Source organism: Floridaenema flaviceps BLCC-F50, assembly GCF_041929275.2.
In the GTDB taxonomy this organism is placed as follows: Bacteria; Cyanobacteriota; Cyanobacteriia; order Cyanobacteriales; family Aerosakkonemataceae; genus Floridanema; species Floridanema flaviceps.
In genome coordinates, this window is sequence record NZ_JBHFNR020000001.1 from 3434922 (window position 1) to 3455047 (window position 20126).

General features: G+C 40.9%; 13 protein-coding genes, 24 tRNA genes and 1 pseudogene. 37 read left to right on the forward strand and 1 reads right to left on the reverse strand.

Features of this window, described 5'->3' with window-relative positions; genetic code table 11:
- Positions 1-66 precede the first annotated feature (66 nt).
- The 3 genes and pseudogenes from ACE1CI_RS16510 to ACE1CI_RS16520 form a co-directional block, all read left to right on the forward strand.
- Entirely contained in the window at positions 67-693 is a 627-nt protein-coding gene (locus ACE1CI_RS16510; protein WP_413262614.1) for a DUF3611 family protein, read from the forward strand.
- The gene (locus tag ACE1CI_RS16515) at positions 686-1738 is read left to right on the forward strand and encodes an AI-2E family transporter (protein WP_413262615.1); all 1053 of its coding nucleotides are present in this window, start codon (positions 686-688) and stop codon (positions 1736-1738) included. The genes ACE1CI_RS16510 and ACE1CI_RS16515 overlap by 8 nt, the downstream gene beginning before the upstream one ends.
- A gap of 81 nt (positions 1739-1819) precedes the next feature.
- Positions 1820-2125: pseudogene (locus tag ACE1CI_RS16520) on the forward strand (alanine:cation symporter family protein); the annotation flags it as partial.
- 151 nt (positions 2126-2276) lie between these two features.
- On the opposite strand, the gene ACE1CI_RS16525 reads toward ACE1CI_RS16520, so the two are convergent.
- Positions 2277-5363, reverse strand: a complete 3087-nt coding sequence (locus tag ACE1CI_RS16525; RefSeq protein ID WP_413262616.1) for a GAF domain-containing hybrid sensor histidine kinase/response regulator — start codon at positions 5361-5363, stop codon at positions 2277-2279.
- Between the two features lie 241 nt (positions 5364-5604).
- On the opposite strand from ACE1CI_RS16525, the gene ACE1CI_RS16530 reads away from it, so the two are divergent.
- From ACE1CI_RS16530 to ACE1CI_RS16695, 34 genes are all read left to right on the forward strand, one after another.
- Positions 5605-6963, forward strand: coding sequence for an AAA-like domain-containing protein (locus ACE1CI_RS16530; protein WP_496615525.1), 1359 nt, complete (start codon positions 5605-5607; stop codon positions 6961-6963).
- 36 nt (positions 6964-6999) lie between these two features.
- Positions 7000-8037: a hypothetical protein gene (locus ACE1CI_RS16535; RefSeq protein ID WP_496615526.1), complete on the forward strand. Its 1038-nt coding sequence runs from the start codon at positions 7000-7002 to the stop codon at positions 8035-8037.
- A 100-nt stretch (positions 8038-8137) separates the two neighbouring features.
- On the forward strand, positions 8138-8674 hold the full coding sequence (locus ACE1CI_RS16540; protein WP_459564010.1) for a methanogen output domain 1-containing protein: 537 nt from the start codon (positions 8138-8140) through the stop codon (positions 8672-8674).
- Between the two features lie 37 nt (positions 8675-8711).
- Entirely contained in the window at positions 8712-10112 is a 1401-nt protein-coding gene (locus ACE1CI_RS16545) for an ATP-binding protein (RefSeq protein WP_413262631.1), read from the forward strand.
- Positions 10113-10115: 3 nt separating this feature from the next.
- On the forward strand, positions 10116-13607 hold the full coding sequence (locus ACE1CI_RS16550) for a WD40 domain-containing protein (RefSeq protein WP_496615527.1): 3492 nt from the start codon (positions 10116-10118) through the stop codon (positions 13605-13607).
- A gap of 632 nt (positions 13608-14239) precedes the next feature.
- A complete protein-coding gene (locus ACE1CI_RS16555; RefSeq protein ID WP_413262633.1) occupies positions 14240-14836 on the forward strand; it encodes a group I intron-associated PD-(D/E)XK endonuclease in 597 nt (198 codons plus the stop codon).
- A tRNA-Asp gene (locus tag ACE1CI_RS16560) sits at positions 14835-14908 on the forward strand. The genes ACE1CI_RS16555 and ACE1CI_RS16560 overlap by 2 nt, the downstream gene beginning before the upstream one ends.
- Positions 14909-14915: 7 nt before the next feature.
- Positions 14916-14993 (forward strand) — tRNA-Glu (locus ACE1CI_RS16565).
- 3 nt (positions 14994-14996) lie between these two features.
- Positions 14997-15073: transfer RNA gene (locus ACE1CI_RS16570), tRNA-Cys, on the forward strand.
- A gap of 11 nt (positions 15074-15084) precedes the next feature.
- Positions 15085-15160, forward strand: a tRNA-Met gene (locus ACE1CI_RS16575).
- 3 nt (positions 15161-15163) lie between these two features.
- A tRNA-Trp gene (locus ACE1CI_RS16580) sits at positions 15164-15234 on the forward strand.
- 154 nt (positions 15235-15388) lie between these two features.
- Positions 15389-15463, forward strand: a tRNA-Glu gene (locus ACE1CI_RS16585).
- 11 nt (positions 15464-15474) lie between these two features.
- A tRNA-Tyr gene (locus ACE1CI_RS16590) sits at positions 15475-15556 on the forward strand.
- 1 nt (position 15557) lies between these two features.
- Positions 15558-15632 (forward strand) — tRNA-Met (locus ACE1CI_RS16595).
- A gap of 3 nt (positions 15633-15635) precedes the next feature.
- Positions 15636-15722: transfer RNA gene (locus ACE1CI_RS16600), tRNA-Ser, on the forward strand.
- A 4-nt stretch (positions 15723-15726) separates the two neighbouring features.
- Positions 15727-15799, forward strand: a tRNA-Arg gene (locus ACE1CI_RS16605).
- Positions 15800-16066: 267 nt separating this feature from the next.
- Positions 16067-16378, forward strand: coding sequence for a hypothetical protein (locus ACE1CI_RS16610; RefSeq protein WP_374791898.1), 312 nt, complete (start codon positions 16067-16069; stop codon positions 16376-16378).
- Positions 16369-16441: transfer RNA gene (locus ACE1CI_RS16615), tRNA-Phe, on the forward strand. The genes ACE1CI_RS16610 and ACE1CI_RS16615 overlap by 10 nt, the downstream gene beginning before the upstream one ends.
- A gap of 58 nt (positions 16442-16499) precedes the next feature.
- A tRNA-Asn gene (locus ACE1CI_RS16620) sits at positions 16500-16575 on the forward strand.
- 9 nt (positions 16576-16584) lie between these two features.
- Positions 16585-16660, forward strand: a tRNA-Gln gene (locus ACE1CI_RS16625).
- A gap of 5 nt (positions 16661-16665) precedes the next feature.
- Positions 16666-16739 (forward strand) — tRNA-Gln (locus ACE1CI_RS16630).
- Between the two features lie 6 nt (positions 16740-16745).
- Positions 16746-16819 (forward strand) — tRNA-Leu (locus tag ACE1CI_RS16635).
- Positions 16820-16822: 3 nt separating this feature from the next.
- Positions 16823-16896: transfer RNA gene (locus tag ACE1CI_RS16640), tRNA-Pro, on the forward strand.
- A gap of 3 nt (positions 16897-16899) precedes the next feature.
- Positions 16900-16973: transfer RNA gene (locus ACE1CI_RS16645), tRNA-Leu, on the forward strand.
- 25 nt (positions 16974-16998) lie between these two features.
- A tRNA-Leu gene (locus tag ACE1CI_RS16650) sits at positions 16999-17075 on the forward strand.
- Between the two features lie 5 nt (positions 17076-17080).
- Positions 17081-17152 (forward strand) — tRNA-Lys (locus tag ACE1CI_RS16655).
- 8 nt (positions 17153-17160) lie between these two features.
- Positions 17161-17237 (forward strand) — tRNA-Lys (locus ACE1CI_RS16660).
- Positions 17238-17312: 75 nt separating this feature from the next.
- Positions 17313-17615, forward strand: coding sequence for an HNH endonuclease (locus ACE1CI_RS16665; protein WP_413262634.1), 303 nt, complete (start codon positions 17313-17315; stop codon positions 17613-17615).
- A gap of 58 nt (positions 17616-17673) precedes the next feature.
- Positions 17674-17747: transfer RNA gene (locus ACE1CI_RS16670), tRNA-Leu, on the forward strand.
- An 11-nt stretch (positions 17748-17758) separates the two neighbouring features.
- Positions 17759-17836: transfer RNA gene (locus tag ACE1CI_RS16675), tRNA-Met, on the forward strand.
- A 5-nt stretch (positions 17837-17841) separates the two neighbouring features.
- Positions 17842-17913, forward strand: a tRNA-Thr gene (locus ACE1CI_RS16680).
- Positions 17914-17959: 46 nt separating this feature from the next.
- On the forward strand, positions 17960-18589 hold the full coding sequence (locus ACE1CI_RS16685) for a hypothetical protein (RefSeq protein ID WP_413262635.1): 630 nt from the start codon (positions 17960-17962) through the stop codon (positions 18587-18589).
- 489 nt (positions 18590-19078) lie between these two features.
- On the forward strand, positions 19079-19924 hold the full coding sequence (locus tag ACE1CI_RS16690; protein ID WP_413262636.1) for a TIGR02452 family protein: 846 nt from the start codon (positions 19079-19081) through the stop codon (positions 19922-19924).
- Positions 19925-20016: 92 nt separating this feature from the next.
- A tRNA-Gly gene (locus ACE1CI_RS16695) sits at positions 20017-20087 on the forward strand.
- Positions 20088-20126: the final 39 nt, after the last annotated feature.

A 20126-nucleotide genomic window follows, 5' to 3' on the forward strand; every position in this document is an offset into this window, starting at 1 on the left:
TTGTATAATTATTCAGCGAAACAAGTTAAAATTTTTCTGGCTTATTTTGGGATAGATTAATCACGAATGTTGAAAATACTGGAATCAAATTCTCCTCCCCCAAGCGTGCGGCGCATTGCTACAGAAATGCGGATAATTGGCTGGACTGGTTTTTGGTTACAATTGTTTTTTGGTTTTATTCCCGTTGCTTTCGCAGTATTTTTTCTGTTTATTCCCAGAAATCCTAATAGATTGGGTGGTTCTGGAACGGTAGCATTCTTTTTTGGTTATGCTTCGCTAATTGCCCTAGTTTTCACTATTTATTGGTGTTTTCGTTATACCAGAATCGGACAAAAATTAACAAATCCTGATTTACGTCCTTCTAGATTTGAAGTTACTCGCACTTTATCAATTGGCTTACTTGTGAATCTAGCAGGCTTGATTTTTGCGGTAATTGTGGCAATGTCCCAAGTTAATAATTTGTTGGTTAAGCTACTATCTTTACCTCAAGGATCGTCTACCATATTTAGTCCCAATCAGGGCGCAGCTGTGATGGCAAAAGTGCCAATTACGCCATTACAAATGATGGGATTGCAAGCAGTAATTAGCGCGATCGCAGCACAAACTATCGGCTTAATTGTCGCCTTTTGGCTACTACAGCGAGTCAACCAACGCTCACAAATGGAAGTTAAGGAAAACTACTACGATGAATAAACCACCTAACAATAGTATTTGGCAACAACTCAGTAATTCATCGCAAGTTCGGGCTTTACTAATGTTTTTGTTGCTGTTTATCTGTGGTTGGGCATTTGTACAGTTAATCACTTACTTTAGTACGCTGATTTTTGTGTTTACCACAGCCGCAATTTCCGCAGCTTTACTCAATTATCCAGTCAACTGGCTATCTCGGTTAATTCCGCGAAAATTAGCTGTTGCAGTAGTTTTTATCACTAGTTTGTTATTGATAATCACTTTTGTTGTCACTCTCGGTTTAGAAATTTTAAATCAGGGACAAGGATTAGTCGCCAGACTGAAAGAATTTATTGAAACTGCTGAACCAACTATCCCACCATTAAGAAATTTGAGATTAGAAGAAAACTTTGATAGGATTTTGCAAACCCTCCAGTCAGGCTTAGTTACAGGCTTAGGTTTTTTACAATCTTTATTTTCCAATTTTCTGCTATTTATCCTTATTGCTGTGATCTGTTTATATATGTTATTGGATGGCAGTAGAATTTGGCACGGGGTTTTAAAATTAGTACCTTTGGATGTGCGCGATCGCTTCGCCTACAAAACCCAAAAAAGCTTTTTAGGCTTCTTTCGCGCCCAATTAACTTTAATGGCATTTCTCACCATTGCCAGTTTAATAGTCTTCAATATTTTGGGAACTAGATATTCCTTAATTTTGTCCATAGTTATCGGAATTATGGACGCAATCCCCGGAATTGGCGCAACATTGGGAGTGCTTATAGTTACCACATTAGTCCTATCTTCCCAAGGCTTTTGGATGGCAGTAAAAATTTTAGTAGCTTGTATAGTGTTACAACAAATACAAGATAACTTTGTCTCTCCCAAAATTATGAAAGATTCCCTGGATTTACATCCAGTATTACTATTCTTTGCCATATTCGTCGGCGAAAGAGTCGCTGGAGTCTTAGGTATTTTTCTCTCAATCCCGATCGCTGCCATGATTGCAACTTGGACTGATGAAAATGATTTAGCTGAACCAAAATTAGAGACAAAATTAGAAAAAGATTAAAGATTTAACACCTATAGATAAATCTGGTTTATCCTGAGAATAGCAGTTGCCCAAGTCATGCCTTAGTTTCCCTATCTTCTCGCAGTTTGTATCTTCTTATTTGCCTTTTCTACCGTCATGACTTGGGGTTACTTTGGTGAACTTTGCTGGGAATATCTATTTGGTACGAAAATCACCATAGCTTTTAAAATAGCCTTTTTGTTAATTGTTTACTTAGGAGCCGTCATTCAACCCAAAGTTTTGCTCGAACTCAGCGATTTAATGTTTATTTCGATCGCTTTCCCCAATTTACTCGGTTGTTATTTCCTCTCAAATGATGTCGCTTTAGACATGAAAAATTATATGTATCGTCTGCGAAGAGGAGAATTAGAAATTAGCCAGATCTAGCCAAACCAGATCCCCGACTTCTTCAAGAAGTCGGGGATCTTAAGGATCTAAAAGCCAGATCCCCGACTTCTTCAAGAAGTCGGGGATCTTAAGGATCTAAAAGCCAGATCCCCGACTTCTTCAAGAAGTCGGGGATCTTAAGGATCTAAATTTATTCAGATATTGAATTAGTGAGTTCTATTAATTGCTCGAATTGATAGTCTTCCACTAACTTAGTTAAAGCTTCAATTAGCAAAGTTTGATCGGCTGGAATTTGAGCAATTAATGTAATACTCCTGGCATCATCACATTGGGCTACAGCATTATGAAATTCAGCAATCCATTCTGAAGGCATAATTGTGAGAGCCTTTGCATCTAGAGAGTAATTAGGTTCTGGTTTTACGTAGGTTATCGGATTGATTACCTCTGTTTCATAACTGTATTGTACACCTAAATATTGAGCTAAAATTTGGAGAAGTTCTGCTCGACGAAATGGTTTGCTAATAAAATCATCACAGCCAGCTGAGAAACATAACTTTTGTTGTTCGGTAAAAGCACCTGCTGTAATTGCCACAATTGTCGGCATTTTTGGTAATTTTAATTGTTTGATTTTCCCGGTTGCTTGATAACCATTCATAATCGGCATTTGCATATCCATGAAAATTAAATGAGGTTGCCATTCTTGGCAAATATTGATCGCCACCTCCCCATTTTCCGCTTCCCTAACTTCAAAACCCAAATAGCTCAATAATTTAACTAACAGTAACCGATTCACCGGGCTATCTTCCACAACCAGAATTCGATATTTTGGTTGTCCCGGCGCTAATCCTGAAACATTATTAAGAGTTAAAGATGTTTTAACTGGTGCCACTTCAATCCAAATTACAGGAATTTCAAACGAAAAACAACTACCTTGATTAAGCACACTTTTTACAGTAATATTCCCTCCCATTAATTGCACAAACTTTTGGGAAATTCGCAATCCTAAACCTGTGCCTTCTTGAGCTTCTTGCCCTACCTTTGTCTGCTTAAATGGCTGAAATAAATTATCCATTTCCTCAGCAGCAATTCCCAATCCAGTATCTTCAACTTCAAAACGTAGATGACAAGACTGATTATCTATTTCTGGCTTTAATTTTACCCGGAGCGTCACACTACCTGTTTTGGTAAATTTAATTCCATTGTTCAGTAAATTAATTAATACCTGTCTAAGTTTTTTCTGATCGGCTTTAATGAATTGCGGAACGCTAGATGCCAACTCAAATTTTAATTCCAACCCTTTGGATTTAGCTTTGAGTTGCAACATATTGTTCAACTCCTGCAACAATTGCAATACACTAAATTGGGTTTCATATAGCGTGACTCTTCCCGCTTCAATTTTCGACATCTCCAACACATCATTAATTAGTGACAATAAATGTTCGCCACTTTGGTAAATAATGTCGATGTATCGTTGATAGTCAGAGCGCAGAGAAGTATCTCTTTGCATCAATTGAGTAAAGCCTAAAATTGCATTCATCGGTGTACGAAGTTCATGACTCATGTTAGCTAAAAACTCACTTTTGGCGAGACTAGCAGCATCAGCAGCTTCCTTAGCGCGTTTCAGTTCTTCTGCTTGGTATTGTGTTTGAGCAAATAATTCTGCTTGTTGTACAGCAACTCCTAATTGATTACCAATTTGGGTGACTATTTGGACTTCTGCTTCTTGCCAATTTCGGGGCACATTATTTTGGTAAACTCCTAACAAGCCCCAAAGTCGATCGCCACAAAAAATCGGTGCAATAATATAGGCTCTGGCTTGTAATTTCGTCAAAAATTCCAAATAACAGGGAGTAAAACCAGCTTGGTAGATATCTGAAATACAGCAATAATTGTTTTTTTTGCTATAAATTTTCTCGGCATTGTCTTGCAAATAAGTATCATTAATTAGCATCTGAGAACTGCCCATAAACTGAACAGAGCAGTTGGGATAATCAACAACAATATTAGTTAATATGGAATCATTTATTTGTTTAGGTAATAGTATATTCCAACCTTCAGCAACCGACTCCGAAACTAATTGTCCACTCCAGTCAGAATTGAAGCGATAAATCAGAACGCGATCGCACTTAATAGCCTGTCTCAGTTCCGCAGTAGTAGCCTGAAAAATAGATTGTAAATCCAAGCTTTGCCGCATTCGCATAATAACTTTATTAATCGCTTGTTCGCGCTCTGCCATCAGTTTCATTTTCTCTTCTGCCGCAATTCTTTCTTTAATTTCCCTCTCTAATATGATATTAGCTGCTACTAGTTCTGCTGTACGTTCTTGCACGCGAATTTCTAATTCTTCATAAGCGCGATGCTTTTCTTCTTCTGCCCATTTTCGTTGTAATTCCGTTGCGGCTCTAGCAGCAAATACACTGAGAACAGCTTTAGTACAATTATCTATATTTAAAGGTTTGGCATCAATCACACACAAATTGCCGATCGCCTTTTGATTACCATCTAACAAAGGAACACCTATATAACTTTTCGCATCAATATCTTTCAACCATAAATCATCAGGAAACGACTCCTGTAAATTTTCTCCACAATAATAAACCTGTTTATTTCGCACCACAAGCTCGCAGGGAGTATTCTCTAACTGATAATCAAAATCTGCAATCAGCCGATTTTTAGACCAGAAAGCAAGACTACGAAAGTAATCAACCGAATTACCAATTTTTTCTGACACTATTACATAAGGAACATTCAAAGCAACAGCTAAATTTTGCACCAAAGCCGGAAAAAAATCTTGTCCAGTTACAGAAGCAGTACCACTAATAATCATTCGCAAAGTTTCTTCCGCTCGTTGACGTTCTGCAACTTGGATTTGTAATTCTTGATTGATGATTTCTAGCTGCTCAGGCGTTTGTAGTGCCAGAAATTTTGGCAAAAGTTCTACTAATTGTAAAGCAGTATAACAAGAAACTAAAGCAGTCAAAGCTCGCTCAATCCCAGAAATCCAGTAGTCAGGATACCAAAGCGTCCAGATATCTAGGAGATGACCTACACCACAGAGAATAATAAATGTACTAAATAAAACAAAGACCCTTGAGAAAGAAATGTCTCTACGTTTGCCAACGAAATACATCAACATTGCTGGAATGGAGAAGTAAGCAACAGCGATTAGTGCATCACTAACTAAGTGCAATCCAACTAAGGGAGTTTGCCAAAGGTAGCAATGTCCATGAGGAATATATGAACGAGTGTGTAGAAAATGGTTCCATAATTCCAGCATTAAAAACTTCTCCTAGCTCTTTTTTGTCACCATCGATCAAAACCATGACAGGTCACTCGACAAAATCTGCCTAATCCTGTTCTTTATTAATGGTTGCATTAGAGAATTTATTGCACCATCCACGATCGAACTTTAAGGCGGTAACTTAAGAAGGAAATCAAGAATTTTATTTTTCCACCAATAAGGCAGCGTGTACAATGAATCACAAGTAACGTCTAGCAAAATGGTTTTTGTAGTACTTGTGACTTCCCCAGACAGAATCCCCGAACAATCTTTATCTGCAAAACGAAGAAGAGGCGTGATTCTGAGCGCTCAAGGCTGGCAACGCTTACAAGCTGCTGAATATTTATCCGCTGCCAGAGACAACGCAGGTAATCCTTATACTTTAGAACAATTGAGCGATCGCACTGGAATTAGCACAAAAACCTTAACCAAAGTACGTCGCCGCCAAAATCCCGTCGATCAACCCACATTAACTGAGTACTTTAAAGCCTTTAATCTTTCCTTAGAAAAAGATGACTACATCAACCAAGATCCAGACCCAGATGCTTCTTTTGCCACTTTAACTAGCTTATTGCAAACACCTTTAAAAGGACAATTAACGATCGACTCTCCACTTTATATTTATCGTCCTCCCGCCGAAAAACTTCTACTTAAAGAAATTGTCCAGCCTGGTGCCTTAATCCGTATTCGTGCGCCGCGACAATTTGGCAAAACTTCCTTAATTGCTAAAGCATTAAATCATGGGGAAGAAAATCACTTTCGCACCGCAGTAGTCAGTTTACAACTAGCAGACAGCGAAGTTTTGGGAAGTTTAAGCCAATTCTTGCAATGGTTGTGTGTCATGGTGAGTCGCAGCCTTGGCTTACCCAACTATTTAGAAGAATATTGGAATCCCATGTTTGGCAGTAGCTATAGTTGCAATGATTATTTTGAGAGTTATTTACTGCCTGCTGCTGACAACCCAATGCTATTAGTATTAGATGAAGTTAACTTACTGTTTAATTATCCGAAAATTGCCGCCGATTTTTTCGGGATGTTGCGTGCTTGGTATGAGCGATCGCGACACAACACCAACGGCAGCGAATTATGGCAAAAACTGCGTTTAATTATTGTTTACTCCACAGATGTATTTTTACCTTTAAATATACATCAATCTCCCTTTAACGTAGGATTATTAGTTACATTATCTACCTTTACTCAAGAACAAGTTCAAGAACTCGTCATCCGTTACGGATTAACACCAACCGAATTTTATGCCACTAAATTGCTAAAATTACTCGGCGGAAATCCCTACCTAACTCAACTAGCACTCTTTCACCTAAGTCAACAACAAGTTACCCTAGAACAAATTACAGCAACTATACTTACTCCTGATAGTATTTTTGATAGTCATCTACGCCAACAATTAGGATATTTAGAACAGCATCCAGAGTTAAAAGAAGCCATGAAAGACGTAGTTTTAAATCCCAAAGGAGTAGAACTGCATCCAGCCAAAGCCTTTAAACTACAAGGAGTAGGACTAATTCGGTTTGAAAATGGATTAGCAATTTCTAGCTGTGAATTATACCAAAGCTACTTTGCTCAAATTTTGAAATGAAACAAACAAGAAACTAGGAAACGTGGGGCAGGCAAGATGCCCACCCCACAGGAAAACTCTAACTTTTGTGGGGCAGGCAAGATGCCCACCCCACAGGAAAACTCTAACTTTTGTGGGGTGGGCATGATGCCCACCCCACAGGAAAACTCTAACTTTTGTGGGGTGGGCATGATGCCCACCCCACAGGAAAACTCTAACTTTTGTCAGGCAGGCAAGATGCCCACCCCACAGGAAAACTCTAACTTTTGTCAGGTAGGCAAGATGCCCACCCCACAGGAAAACTCTAACTTTTGTCAGGCAGGCAAGATGCCCACCCCACAGGAAAACTCTAACTTTTGTCAGGCAGGCAAGATGCCCACCCCACAGGAAAACTCTAACTTTTGTCAGGCAGGCAAGATGCCCACCCCACAGGAAAACTCTAACTTTTGTCAGGCAGGCAAGATGCCCACCCCACAGGAAAACTCTAACTTTTGTCAGGCAGGCAAGATGCCCACCCCACAGGAAAACTCTAACTTTTGTCAGGCAGGCAAGATGCCCACCCCACAGGAAAACTCTAACTTTTGTCAGGCAGGCAAGATGCCCACCCCACAGGAAAACTCTAACTTTTGTCAGGCAGGCAAGATGCCCACCCCACAGGAAAACTCTAACTTTTGTCAGGCAGGCAAGATGCCCACCCCACAGGAAAACTCTAACTTTTGTCAGGCAGGCAAGATGCCCACCCCACAGGAAAACTCTAACTTTTGTCAGGCAGGCAAGATGCCCACCCCACAGGAAAACTCTAACTTTTGTCAGGCAGGCAAGATGCCCACCCCACAAGAAAACTCTAACTTTTGTCAGGCAGGCAAGATGCCCACCCCACAGGAAAACTCTAACTTTTGTCAGGCAGGCAAGATGCCCACCCCACAGGAAAACTCTAACTTTTGTCAGGCAGGCAAGATGCCCACCCCACAGGAAAACTCTAACTTTTGTCAGGCAGGCAAGATGCCCACCCCACAGGAAAACTGTAACTTTTGTGGGGTGGGCATCCTGCCCGCCACTGAAAGATTTATTAAAAATTCTGATTCCCATCCTTAAATTACTGACTTAAGGTTCGATTTTGGATGGTGGTTTCACTACACAGATGCCACCATTAATTTACGACCAACTTTTAACCTTTTTTCCCCATATCGAAATTATGAATAATTCTTGTGTAACAGACTCTTCCATTCATGAACTTGATATACCCCTAGACAGAGATGTATTTCTCCGTACTTTAATCCGCGAACTTTCTGGAACGTTACAGGATGTCGTTGGATTAGAAGAAGCATCCGGTTTTATTAGCGTTGTGGGTCAAACAATAGGTAAACAAATTGACGACGCTTATAAATCAGCTTTGCAAGTTTCTCATCTTTCGCGTTCCCAAGTAGCGGAAGTTTTAGTAGATTTGAAAAAACGGATTCAAGGTGACTTTTATATTATTGAAGAAAGCGACGAAAAGATAGTTTTTGGGAATCGAGTTTGCCCATTTGCCCAAAAAGTGATCGATCGCCCTTCCATGTGCATGATGACTTCTAATGTTTTTGGATCGATCGCCGCCGAAAATCTCGGTTATGCCAAAGTAGAACTGCAAGAAACGATCGCAGAAGGTGCATCTGGATGCCGAGTTGTACTTTATCTCCAACTTACGGAAGAAGCAGAAGAAGCAGAAGGTAGAGAATACTTCAGAGCATAACATCTTTAAACCCAGAAAATCTAAAAGTAAAATCATTATGACTCCTGAACAGTTCCTTGAATTTGCTCGTGTTTTGCCAGAACCTTTATTACTAATCACCAGTCAAGGAGAAATTTTGGCAACCAATCGCCCCGCAGCTAACCTTTTGGGGTGTAGCAGCAAGGAACTTCAGGGGAAATTTTTGTCTGATTTAGTGACAGAATCAGCGGAAAAAGTTAGTAAATATTTACACAATTGTGCCAGAAGTCGGCAAATGATCCTTGGCACTTTGACCTTTGTGTTACCAAAGGGAGAAAATCTCAGTTGTCGTTCTGAAGGCGCAGTTGTGAAACCTGCTTCTGCTGAATCTCCAGCAGTGAATCTTTTACGCTTAGAAAATCGAGCCACTGCTACAGGAGAATTTGTCTTACTGAATCAAAAAATTCATGAGTTAAGCAAAGAAATTTATCAACGACAAAAGGCTCAATCCGAGCTTGTGCGTAAAAACGAGGAGTTACAGGAAGCATTTCACCAACTGAAAAAGGCACAAATTCAGCTTGTTCAAAGTGAGAAAATGTCCGGTTTAGGGCAACTAGTAGCGGGTATAGCTCACGAAATTAATAACCCAGTTAATTTTATTCACGGTAATTTGAGTCATGCAGATGAATACATCGCAAATTTATTGGATTTGGTACAACTTTATCAGCAAGAATATCCTAACCCCAGCCCCAAAATTGCCGACAAAATTGCCGATATTGATTTAGAGTTTTTGCAGGAAGACTTGCAAAAATTATGGCAATCCATGAAATTAGGAACTAATCGTATCCGAGAAATAGTTCTATCTTTGCGTAATTTTTCGCGTTTAGATGAATCAAAAGTAAAAGAAGTTGATATTCACGAAGGGATCGAAAGTACTTTAGTAATTTTACAGAACCGTTTGAAAGCAAAAGCAGAACGTCCTGAGATTAAAATAATTAAAGAATTTGGTAAGTTGCCTTTGGTTGATTGTTACCCTAGCCAGCTAAATCAGGTATTTATGAATATTTTGAGTAATGCGATCGATGCTTTAGAAGATTCATTTAGAAAAGGTGATTTATCAGCTCGAAAAAACCATCAAGATAATTTGACGATTCGCATTCGTACTGAGAAAATAGGTAGCGATCGCATCAGCATTCGCATAGCAGATAATGGAATGGGAATCCCCGAAAAGGTGCGTCAGCAAATCTTTAATCCCTTCTTTACTACCAAACCAATTGGTAAAGGAACAGGTTTAGGATTATCTATTAGTTACCAGATTGTTACAGAAACCCATCACGGTCAATTATTTTGTCACTCCGAACCTGGACAAGGAACCGAATTTATTGTAGAAATTCCCATTCATCAGCAGGTATCAGAAACAATTGAAACTACTGGTTATATTCAATCAGAACTTGAAAATATAATTAAAGTCACTAATTAATTTATGTTTACTTCTTCCAGAGCTAATCCAGTTTATCAGGTAGGTGGCAGTTTACCTTTTAACTCTCCGACTTACGTGCAAAGACAAGCAGATAAATTAGTATTTGAAAATTTACTAAATGGGGAATTCTGCTATGTATTTAATGCCCGACAAATGGGTAAATCAAGCTTGCGCGTACAAACTACCCATCGCTTGAAATCAGCAGGAGTGCGTTGTGGAGTAATTGATATTTCAACAATTGGTACCCAAGAAATTACCTCAGAACAATGGTATGCTTCCATTGTGGGACTTTTAACAAAAACTTTTCAACTTCAAGTTAATTTAATGGCTTGGTGGCGAGAAAGAAGTCATCTTTCTTTAGTGAATCGATTAAATGATTTTTTAGAAACAGTTTTACTAACACAAGTTTCCGAACCCATTGTTATTTTTATCGATGAAATTGATAGTGTTCTCAGTCTAGATTTTTCCACAGACGATTTTTTTGCTTTAATTCGGGCTTGTTACAATAAACGAGCAGAGCAACCTGAATATTCCCGCTTAACCTTTGCTTTATTTGGGGTAGCTACTCCTTCTGATTTAATTTCTGATGCCACTCGCACTCCGTTTAATATTGGAAAAGCGATTGAACTAAAAGGTTTTCAAGTAATAGAAGCAACTCCGCTACTTTGGGGATTAGTAGAAAGTATTTACCAGCCAAAAACCGCTTTAAAACGAATTTTGCATTGGACTGGTGGACAACCATTTTTAACCCAGAAATTGTGTCAATTAGTAGTAGCAAATAAACCAGAGGAAACCGAAGATATAGAAACTGTTGACGCGATGGTTTCATGGATCGATCGCTTAGTAGAAACCTACATTTTCCAGAACTGGGAAACTCAAGACGAACCAGAACATTTAAAGACAATTCGCGATCGCCTCCTATACAATGAACAACGAGCCGCCAGATTACTCGGACTATATCAAAAAATATTAATTTCCTACTTAGAAGATCATACCCCAGGAATTCCCGCCGATAATAGCCCCGAACAAACCGAACTAATATTAACCGGATTAGTGGAAAAACGCGCCGGATTTTTACAAGTCAAAAATCCCATTTATCAAGAAATTTTTAACTTTGAGTGGGTAGCCAAAGAATTAGGCAATTTACGCCCCTATTCGCAATCAATTAATGCTTGGATTGTTTCCGGTTGTCAAGATGAATCTTGGTTATTGCGGGGAAAAGCTTTGCGAGATATCTTAAATTGGTCACAAGGAAAAAGCTTAAGTGATATTGATTATAAATTTCTCGCAGCCAGTCAAGAATTCGATCGCCAAGAAGCACAAAAAATCTTAGAAGCAGAAAGACTCAAAGAAGTAGAAGCAAGATTAGAATTAGAACGACAGCGATCGCTAGAACAAAGACGCAACCTCAAACGACAACAAATACTATTGGGATTTGTTAGTGGTGTCATGTTTATTGCGATCGCTCTTGGCTTAATAGCTTACCATCAATATCAGCAAACAGCCGTTAGTGAAGTGAGAGCGATCGTCCTATCCTCAGAAGCTCTCTATGCCTCTAACAAAAGATTCGATGCTTTAATCCAAGCAATTAAAGGCAAAAAACGCTGGCAAAATCTCAAAATAGTAGATCCAAAACTGCAAGCAGAAGTTGATTCAGCCTTACAACAAGTAATTTTAAACATTCAAGAATACAACCATCTCAACGGGCACACAGCAGCAGTTTTAGCCGTAGATTTTAGTCCAGACGGTCAACAAATTGCCACCGCCAGTGTCGATGGCACAGTCAAACTTTGGCAGCCAAATGGAACTTTAATCACCACCTTAAAAGGACATCAATCAATAGTCCGCGCCGTGCAATTTAGCCCAGACAACCAAATAATTGCCTCGGCTGGAGATGACAAAACAATCAGATTGTGGCGACGCGATGGTACATTACTAAAAACGATCGACTCCCAAACAGCTGGAATTTGGAGCCTAAAATTTAATCAAACAGGTAGTAATTTTGCTGTATCTGGGGCAGGGAGTACGATCGAAATTTGGAACCCCCAAGGACAACTATTAAAAAGGATTGAAACCGGAACCTTGGGAGTTCGTGATGTTGCTCTGAGTCCTGACGGTAAACTTATTGCAGCCGGACTTACCAACAACCTAATCAAACTTTGGAACACAGACGGCACATTACAAAAAAATTTGCCCGGACATGAAGCAACTGTGCAAGCCATTACCTTTAGCCCAGATGGTAAACTCCTCGTTTCTGGCAGTTCAGATGGTACGATCAAAATCTGGAATCAAACAGGCAAACTATTAACCACCCTAATCGCTCATGATGCTTCAATTTGGAAACTAGCCTTTAGTTCCGATGGCAAAATGTTTGCCTCTGCTAGTTTTGATAAAACCGTCAAAATATGGAATCGCAATGGTACCTTAATTACTCACCTCAGAGGACATGATGCCGCAGTTTGGGGAGTAGCCTTCAGTCCAGATGGAAAAACAATAGCCTCCGCTGGAGCCGAAAACATCACTCGTCTGTGGAAAATTTACAATCCTTTTCAGAGAACTTTGTACGGATTAACAGGTACAACTTTGCGAGTAGTCATTAATCCACAAGGTACAACAATAGCTTTAGTCGGCACAGATAAATTAGTCAAAGTTTTCCAACTTGACTTTACACCCTTAAAAATCATCAACGCTCATGAAGCTGCCGTTTTAGGAGTAGATTGGAATTCTGATGGCACTCGCATTGCCTCGGCAAGTGAAGATAAAACCGTCAAAATCTGGAAACTAGATGGTACTCTGCTCAAAACATTTAAAGGGCATTCAGCTAGTATTATATCTGTCGCCTGGAATCCCCACAGTGACATCCTCGCCTCTAGCGGCGTAGACGGAAATATCTTACTGTGGAAATCTGACGGCACTTTATTAAAAACATTGAAAGCTCATGATAGTTCAATTTGGGATATCAAATTTAGCCCCGATGGACAAACCCTAGCATCAGCCAGCAATGATGCAACCATTAAACTGTGGAACACCAATGGCAAACTCTTGCACACCCTGAAAGGGCATCAAGCAACCGTTTGGAAACTTGCATTTAGTCCTGATGGTCAACTCCTCGCTTCTGGAAGTGGAGATAAAACTATCAAACTTTGGACGCGAAATGGTCAACTGCTCAAAACTTTAACAGGACATACCGCAGCAGTTTGGGGGATTGCTTTTAGTCCTGATGGTTCCCTGATTGCTAGCGGTAGCGTTGACGAAAGCATCAAGCTTTGGCGACGGGATGGGACTTTGATTACTACTTTAAAAAGTCATAGTGCAGGCGTGCGAAATGTACTCTTTCATCCGCGTCTTCCCATCCTGATTTCCGCAGGCGATGACCAAACTCTGATTGTCTGGAATTTAGCAGAAATTCTACATCTCGATCCCTTGTCTTACGCTTGTCGCTGGATCAAAGATTATTCACAGGCGAATCCAACAATAGACAATCTCTGCTTGTAAAGCTTATGTCATGTCCGGTTTATTACCCATATTATGGCTGATGATCGGACATTATTTAAACCCCTGCTGCCAGCCAAAAAAATACCCGCCCAGTTACAGAGCGGGAAGTTGAGGAACGATTGCATAACCCTTTACCTTATATATATGTCTGAGCCACAGTTACTTATGCAGTATTGAATCAATTGCGATCGCAAATCCCCAGCCCTGAGTTGTATTACCCAATTCAGGGCTATTCAATTTTGTATTTTTTGTAGTACGACAAGCTTCCTTAGCTTAAAACCCTTGTTGCTATTGGTCTTCAGCCCTCAACAAAAAAAAAGAAAAAAATTTTTCCCAAAACCCTTGACACTTTTGTAGTATATTTTGTAGTATATAAATGTAGCGCGAAAGGGAAAGAGACAAAAGCCTCACCCCAAGCGCGATCGAACCTTGAAAACTAAATAAGAAAGCCCATTTAAATTGTTAAGCAAAGAAGTTGACACAGGTAGAAAATACCTTGTTGCAACGAGTGCAGTTAGCTTTCTTTCTGAACCAACGATTTAATTTAAAGTTTAAATATTCGTTGATTCATCAAAGATAGTCTGATGCCGAAGGATTTAAGCTCAGTCAAGCTAAAGGTAATCCAACTACGAGTGAACAAACACTTATCACTCAGGGAGATTCACCAGCAAACAGGAGTGTCCAAAGGAACGCTGAGTAACTGGTTGAAACCCTATCCTCTCCCAGAGGAGATCAGGAAAGCCAAACAAGCTATTGCTTATGAAAAGCTGCAAAACTACGTTAAAACTGTACGCAAGCGTCAGAGGCCAATAGAGTCTAAATACCATCAGGCATTGGGCGATCGAGAGCTAACCACATATCAGAGAACTGCTATCTCTGAAGCTGCTGTTCTATTTCGCCTTACCTTGTACGGTTTTAAGGTGTATCGATCGCAATTTGATAGTAGAACAGCAGATTGGCTCGTTGAAAGTCCCACTGGTAAACACCTAAAAATACAGGTTAAGTCAGCTTACATCGACGGAAGAGGATTACCAATCATTAACCTGCGTTGTAGCGACAGTAGAACTGAGTTTAGGTGTTATAGAGAAGGCGAGTTTGAGTTTATAGTTGGCTATTGCCTGTTCTCAGATACAGCTTACGTCCTGTCATTTGAGGAAGTTAAGGGTAAAACCGCTCATGTTCCTCAAGAACAAGACGAAGAAAGGTGGGATAAATTGTTTGATTCATGAGGCTGTAGCTCAGTTGGGAGAAGCGTCGCCCTGTCAAGGCGAAGGTCGCGGGATCGAGACCCGTCAGCCTCGTTCAAATAGTCCCGTAGGCGAATTGGTTCAAGCCGTCACCCCCTCAAGGTGAAGATTGCGAGTTCAACTCTCGTCGGGACTACCAAATGGTCAGGTAGCCAAGTGGTTGAAGGCATCAGACTGCAAATCTGATTTTCGTCGTGGGTTCAAATCCCACTCTGACCTCTTGGTAACATCGCAGCGTAGCTTAACCAGCAAAGCCCCAAGCTCATAACTTGGTTGATACGGGTGCAAATCCCGTCGCTGTTACCAAATGCAGGGATGGTGCAACGGTAGCATAGGGGTCTCCAAAGCCTTTGGTCTGGGTTCAAATCCTAGTCTCTGCGTTCTACTGCGTGACCTCACAAAGAAAGCTTACACACATCTGGTGAAATGGTTCGTCCAAAGAATCATAGGTAGGTTCGATTCCTGCAACCTCCGCCTAACTTGGAGGTTATCAAAAAAAGCTTTTTAAACTTGCACGGAGTAGAAATTTCCCATAGTGCTGTACGCAAATGGCTTAAGCGGCTTGACTTTCAATCAGGTGATTTGCGGGTTCAAATCCCGTCAGCACTATCAAAATTCTTGGGTTGGCTCACCTATTGGCGTAGGTAGCTGTCTGTAAAACAGTAGCTTAAAGCGTTGCAAGTTCAAATCTTGCCCGACCCATAGCGGGATAGAGTAGTGGTCACTCACGAGTCTCATAAGCTCGTTCACGAAGGTTCGATTCCTTCTCCCGCGCCCAATTGGAGAGGTGGCCGAGTGGCTTAAGGCACTTTCCTGCTAAGAAAGAGCGGTGTAACAGCCGCCGAGGGTTCAAATCCCTCCTTCTCCGCCTTGAGAGCGTGGTGTAACTGGATAACATCTCAGCCTACGAAACTGAAGAAGGGGGTTCAAATCCCTCCGCTCTCGTTCCCCCCGGTAGCTCAGTTGGTAATACAATATTCTTGTACTACTAAACTACCTAACTATATGCCAATATGTGAGTACTGTGGAGCTAAGTTTCCAGTCAAACTAATGATTGATGGGAAAAAACGTAATTTTCAACGGCGAAAGTATTGTCTGGAATGTTCACCGTTTGGAAGCCGAAATACGAGAAAGCTAGTACTCAATAAGCGTCCTCCAATTGAACAAAGTTGTCCAATATGCTGTAAATCTACTACTGGTAAGAGAACAAAAATGTGTGGTGGTTGCAGGACAAAGGTAAGACGCTACATCACCAAAAATGCAGCAGTCAAGCTTCTAGGAGGTAAGTGTCAAAGGTGTGGTTGGCAGGGGGCATTACCGGGGTATGAATTTCATCACATAGACCCTGATACTAAAGAGTTTCAAATCGGTAATGTTGCCAACAAAAGTTGGGAAGTGATACAGCGAGAGCTAGAAAAATGTGAATTGTTATGTGCTTGCTGTCATCGAATTGAACACAGTAAACACGATCAAGTACTTATCGATCAAGCTGCAAAATACAAAGGTCGTCTTTTGGGAGGATAGCTGAGTTGGTTCTAGCGCTTGTTTGAAGAGCAAGAGACGTAGGTTCAATTCCTACTCTTCCCATTCCCTCAGCTTCTAAGAACAAGAGGTCGTCAGTTCGATACTGACCTGGGGGGTTCGTTGTCCTGTAGCTCAGTGGCAGTAGCAGTCGCCTGTTAAGCGAATGGTCGTAGGTTCAATCCCTACCAGGACAGCCATTTATTTATTGCCGGGTGGACGAAAGGCAAAGTCGCATCGTTCTGAACGATGAGATTGCAGGTTCGAGACCTGCTCCGGCATCCACCTATTGGGAAGTACGCAAACAGGTAAAGCGACTTGATTTTGGATCAAGTGTTTGAGGGTTCGATTCCTTCCTTCCCAGTTTTATGCTCCTGTAGCCCAATCGGAAGAGGCAGCAAGCTTAAACCTTGCTCGTTGCTGGTTCAAATCCAGTCAGGAGTATTACGGGGTGTAGCGCAGCTTGGTAGCGCGTCTGCTTTGGGAGCAGAATGTCGTAGGTTCAAATCCTGCCACCCCGATATGCCCCTGTGACGTAATTGGAAACCGTCGCCAGCTCAAACCTTGCGTTTTGCAGGTTCAAGTCCTGTCAGGGGTACTTGGCTAATAGCCAATTTATTTATGCTCCCGTGACGGAATAGGGATACGTGCTGGTTCGAGAAGCCAGATTTTACAGGTTCAAGTCCTGTCGGGAGTACCAAATTTGGGTCGTTGGCAGAGCGGATATGCAGCTGCCTTTTAAGCAGTGTGATCCAGGTTCGACCCCTGGGCGACCCACTAATTATGGGTGTTTGGCAGAACGGTTATGCTCCTGACTCTTAATCAGGTTGACATGACACAGGTTCAACTCCTGTAGCACCCATGAATTTTGTCATAATTAAGAAGGAGAAAGTAAAAATGTCTGAAGATCGATCGCAATTCCCAATCCCACTAAAGGATGAATTTCAAAGTTTTGCCCAAAGAAACATTGCCCTGTGAACTCTGCGAACGAGCGATGGATAAGTTAACCGTCCATCACTTAATTCCCCGACAAAGCACTAAACGCAAGAAATTAGATCCAGGCCCAACAATTGATATTTGTTCAGCTTGTCATCGCCAGATTCATGTATTGTTTGATAACAAGTATTTGGCTCAAGAATTAAACAGCAAAGAAAAGCTGAAAAGCGATCCACAAATGCAGAAATTCCTCGCTTGGGTGCGGAAACAAGACCCTGGTAAACGGGTAAAGGTCGATCGCTAAACTTACAAAATATGGCAGGCAAGATGCCTGCCCCACAAGAATTTTTTCATCAATATATGCCCTTGTAGCCCAACCGGAAGAGGTGCTTCGCTTAGAACGAAGAGGTTGCTGGTTCGACTCCAGTCAGGGGCATTTGGTGACATTGCAGGGATGGAGCAACGGCGGCTCATCAGGCTCATAACCTGAATATCAGATAGGTTCAATTCCTACCCCTGCCACCAAATTTGCAGGTGTGGTGTCAATGGCAACACAGCAGTCTTGTAAACTGCCTATGCGAGTTCGAGTCTCGCCATCTGCTTGTTAATAAAAAAGGTCGATTTTTAAACTTTAAGGAGTAGAAAACTATGGTAATGATGACGGTTACGGATGCTTTGGCAGAACTAACATTATTAGAAAAACGCATCGATTCTGCCAGATTAGGATTAGATAATAATGCTTTAATTACAGTTTTGGAAGTTGGCAAAGTCCCAACAGGTTTTAGATCGAGAGATGAGTATCAGGTAAAAGCTAGAGCAGGTTTGCAAAGAGTTGACGATCTGATTTCTCGAAGACGTACTATTAAAAGAGCGATCGTACTTTCTAATGCTTCCACAACCGTCACCATTGCTGGTCAAGAAATGACTGTGGCAGAGGCGATCGAAATGAAAAGTTTTATCGCTTACTATGAGTCAGTTCTGAACACAATGCAATCAGCTTTTACTCGCGCCCGTCGAGATTATGACATAGCGCAAGCGAAAGTTAAAGAGCGTCTTGATAAACTAGCGATGGAAGTTTTGGGTAAGAATGCTGCTTCCGAGAAGTATCAATCTTTGGCTGATAGCTTCCTAGCAAGAGAAGGCGTTGAGTTGCTAGACCCGACAAATTTAGCAGAAGAGATTGCTAGACGACAAACATTTATTGAGGAATTTAAATCTACTTGCGATCGGGTTTTGTCAATTAGCAACGCTCGGACAACGATCGAGATTCCAGATTAATAGCAAGTTGCTAGGTCGATTCGCTCCCCCCTAACCCCCCTTATTAAGGGGGGAACCGGATTTAAAGTCCTCCTTCTTGTGAGGGGGAACTGGATTTAAAGTCCTCTTTCTTGTGAGGGGGGAACTGGATTTAAAGTCCCCCTTGTTAAGGGGGATTTAGGGGGATCAAAAACGCATAAACTCATAACTAGTAACTGTAAGTTAATATAATTGCTGGTCACTTGAAAATCTCTAAATTTATGGTTCTGAGATGGATCTACATTGGCAGGTAGAAAACCATCTCCTACTTTAGTCAAAGCTTAAAATTCAAAGCTTAAAGATTAAAGTTCAAACCTTAAACCTTAGCCAATCAAAACTCAAACCCTAAAGGTTAAAGTTCGATAAAATCCAGGGTTTTGGTTGTAGGTTCCATAAAACCTTGAGGTTTCCACCAGGCTGAGTGGTCAGCATTCTTATCTCTTTTTTCCAAGTGAGGATGAAGCAAAAATTATGGATCGAAAAGCGATCGCTCAAGACACTCTCAAAATCTTAGAAGATGGTTATTACCAATCTCCTGAAGGCAAACGAGTGGATATTGCCAGAGAATTAGTATCATGTATCGCTCAAACAAAATGCTATGACTTACCGGAAATTGAGCAAATCCAAAAAGCAGTTATTGCTGAAACTCCTAAATTCTCTAATACGGTATTTGCGGTCAAAAATGAGACGACGTTGATGGGTGCAGAATTCATGGCACGAACCAAACAATTTGAAAGGATTGGTGTTTTGAATTTTGCTTCAGCTAAAAACCCTGGTGGTGGATTTCTCAGAGGTGCTCAAGCGCAGGAAGAGAGTTTAGCCCGGAGTTCTGGACTTTACAAAAGTCTGTTGAAATGTCCCGAATATTACAATTTTAATCGGTCTAATGGTTCGCTTTTGTATTCGGATTACATGATTTATTCCCCTGGTTGTCCAGTCTTCAAAAAAGATGATGGAACCTTACTATCAACATCATACATAGTAGATTTCATTACTAGCCCCGCCCCCAACGCTGGCGAAATTGAAAAGAAACAACCCGAAGACCAAGAAAAAATCAACGAAGTTCTCTATATTCGCGGTGCAAAGTTATTAAGTTTAGCAGCTTACCATGAATGTGATGCCTTAGTTTTAGGTGCTTGGGGTTGTGGAGTATTCCGAAACGATCCGGCAATAGTCGCCCAAATGTTTGCCGATTTATTATTAGCGAACGGGCAATTTTCGGGAATATTCAAAAGCATACTTTTTTCAGTTCTCGACACTAGAGGAGAGAGAAAGATTTTTACCGAATTTTCTAATCGTTTTGGGTCAGACAGATAAATTCAAACTAATTATTTTATGAAATGTTTGATTTATAAAAAATCCCAGTCCCGTAGGACAGGCATCTTGCCTGTCATCCCCAGTCCCCATTCGCGGATATGGTGTAGTGAAAGCATATAAGCCTTCCAAGCTTCAGGCACGAGTTTGAACCTCGTTATCCGCTTGAAAAAATGCGGGTGTGATGTAGCGGCTAGCATCTGAG

Coding starts and splice junctions, on each gene's coding strand:
- ACE1CI_RS16540 (WP_459564010.1), top strand. CDS start 8,138: ATGAATAATTCTTGTGTAACAGACTCTTCCATTCATGAACTTGATATA.
- ACE1CI_RS16545 (WP_413262631.1), top strand. CDS start 8,712: ATGACTCCTGAACAGTTCCTTGAATTTGCTCGTGTTTTGCCAGAACCT.
- ACE1CI_RS16610 (WP_374791898.1), top strand. CDS start 16,067: ATGTGTGGTGGTTGCAGGACAAAGGTAAGACGCTACATCACCAAAAAT.
- ACE1CI_RS16510 (WP_413262614.1), top strand. CDS start 67: ATGTTGAAAATACTGGAATCAAATTCTCCTCCCCCAAGCGTGCGGCGC.
- ACE1CI_RS16690 (WP_413262636.1), top strand. CDS start 19,079: ATGGATCGAAAAGCGATCGCTCAAGACACTCTCAAAATCTTAGAAGAT.
- ACE1CI_RS16535 (WP_496615526.1), top strand. CDS start 7,000: ATGCCCACCCCACAGGAAAACTCTAACTTTTGTGGGGCAGGCAAGATG.
- ACE1CI_RS16515 (WP_413262615.1), top strand. CDS start 686: ATGAATAAACCACCTAACAATAGTATTTGGCAACAACTCAGTAATTCA.
- ACE1CI_RS16665 (WP_413262634.1), top strand. CDS start 17,313: ATGAATTTCAAAGTTTTGCCCAAAGAAACATTGCCCTGTGAACTCTGC.
- ACE1CI_RS16685 (WP_413262635.1), top strand. CDS start 17,960: ATGGTAATGATGACGGTTACGGATGCTTTGGCAGAACTAACATTATTA.
- ACE1CI_RS16525 (WP_413262616.1), bottom strand. CDS start 5,363: ATGCTGGAATTATGGAACCATTTTCTACACACTCGTTCATATATTCCT.
- ACE1CI_RS16550 (WP_496615527.1), top strand. CDS start 10,116: ATGTTTACTTCTTCCAGAGCTAATCCAGTTTATCAGGTAGGTGGCAGT.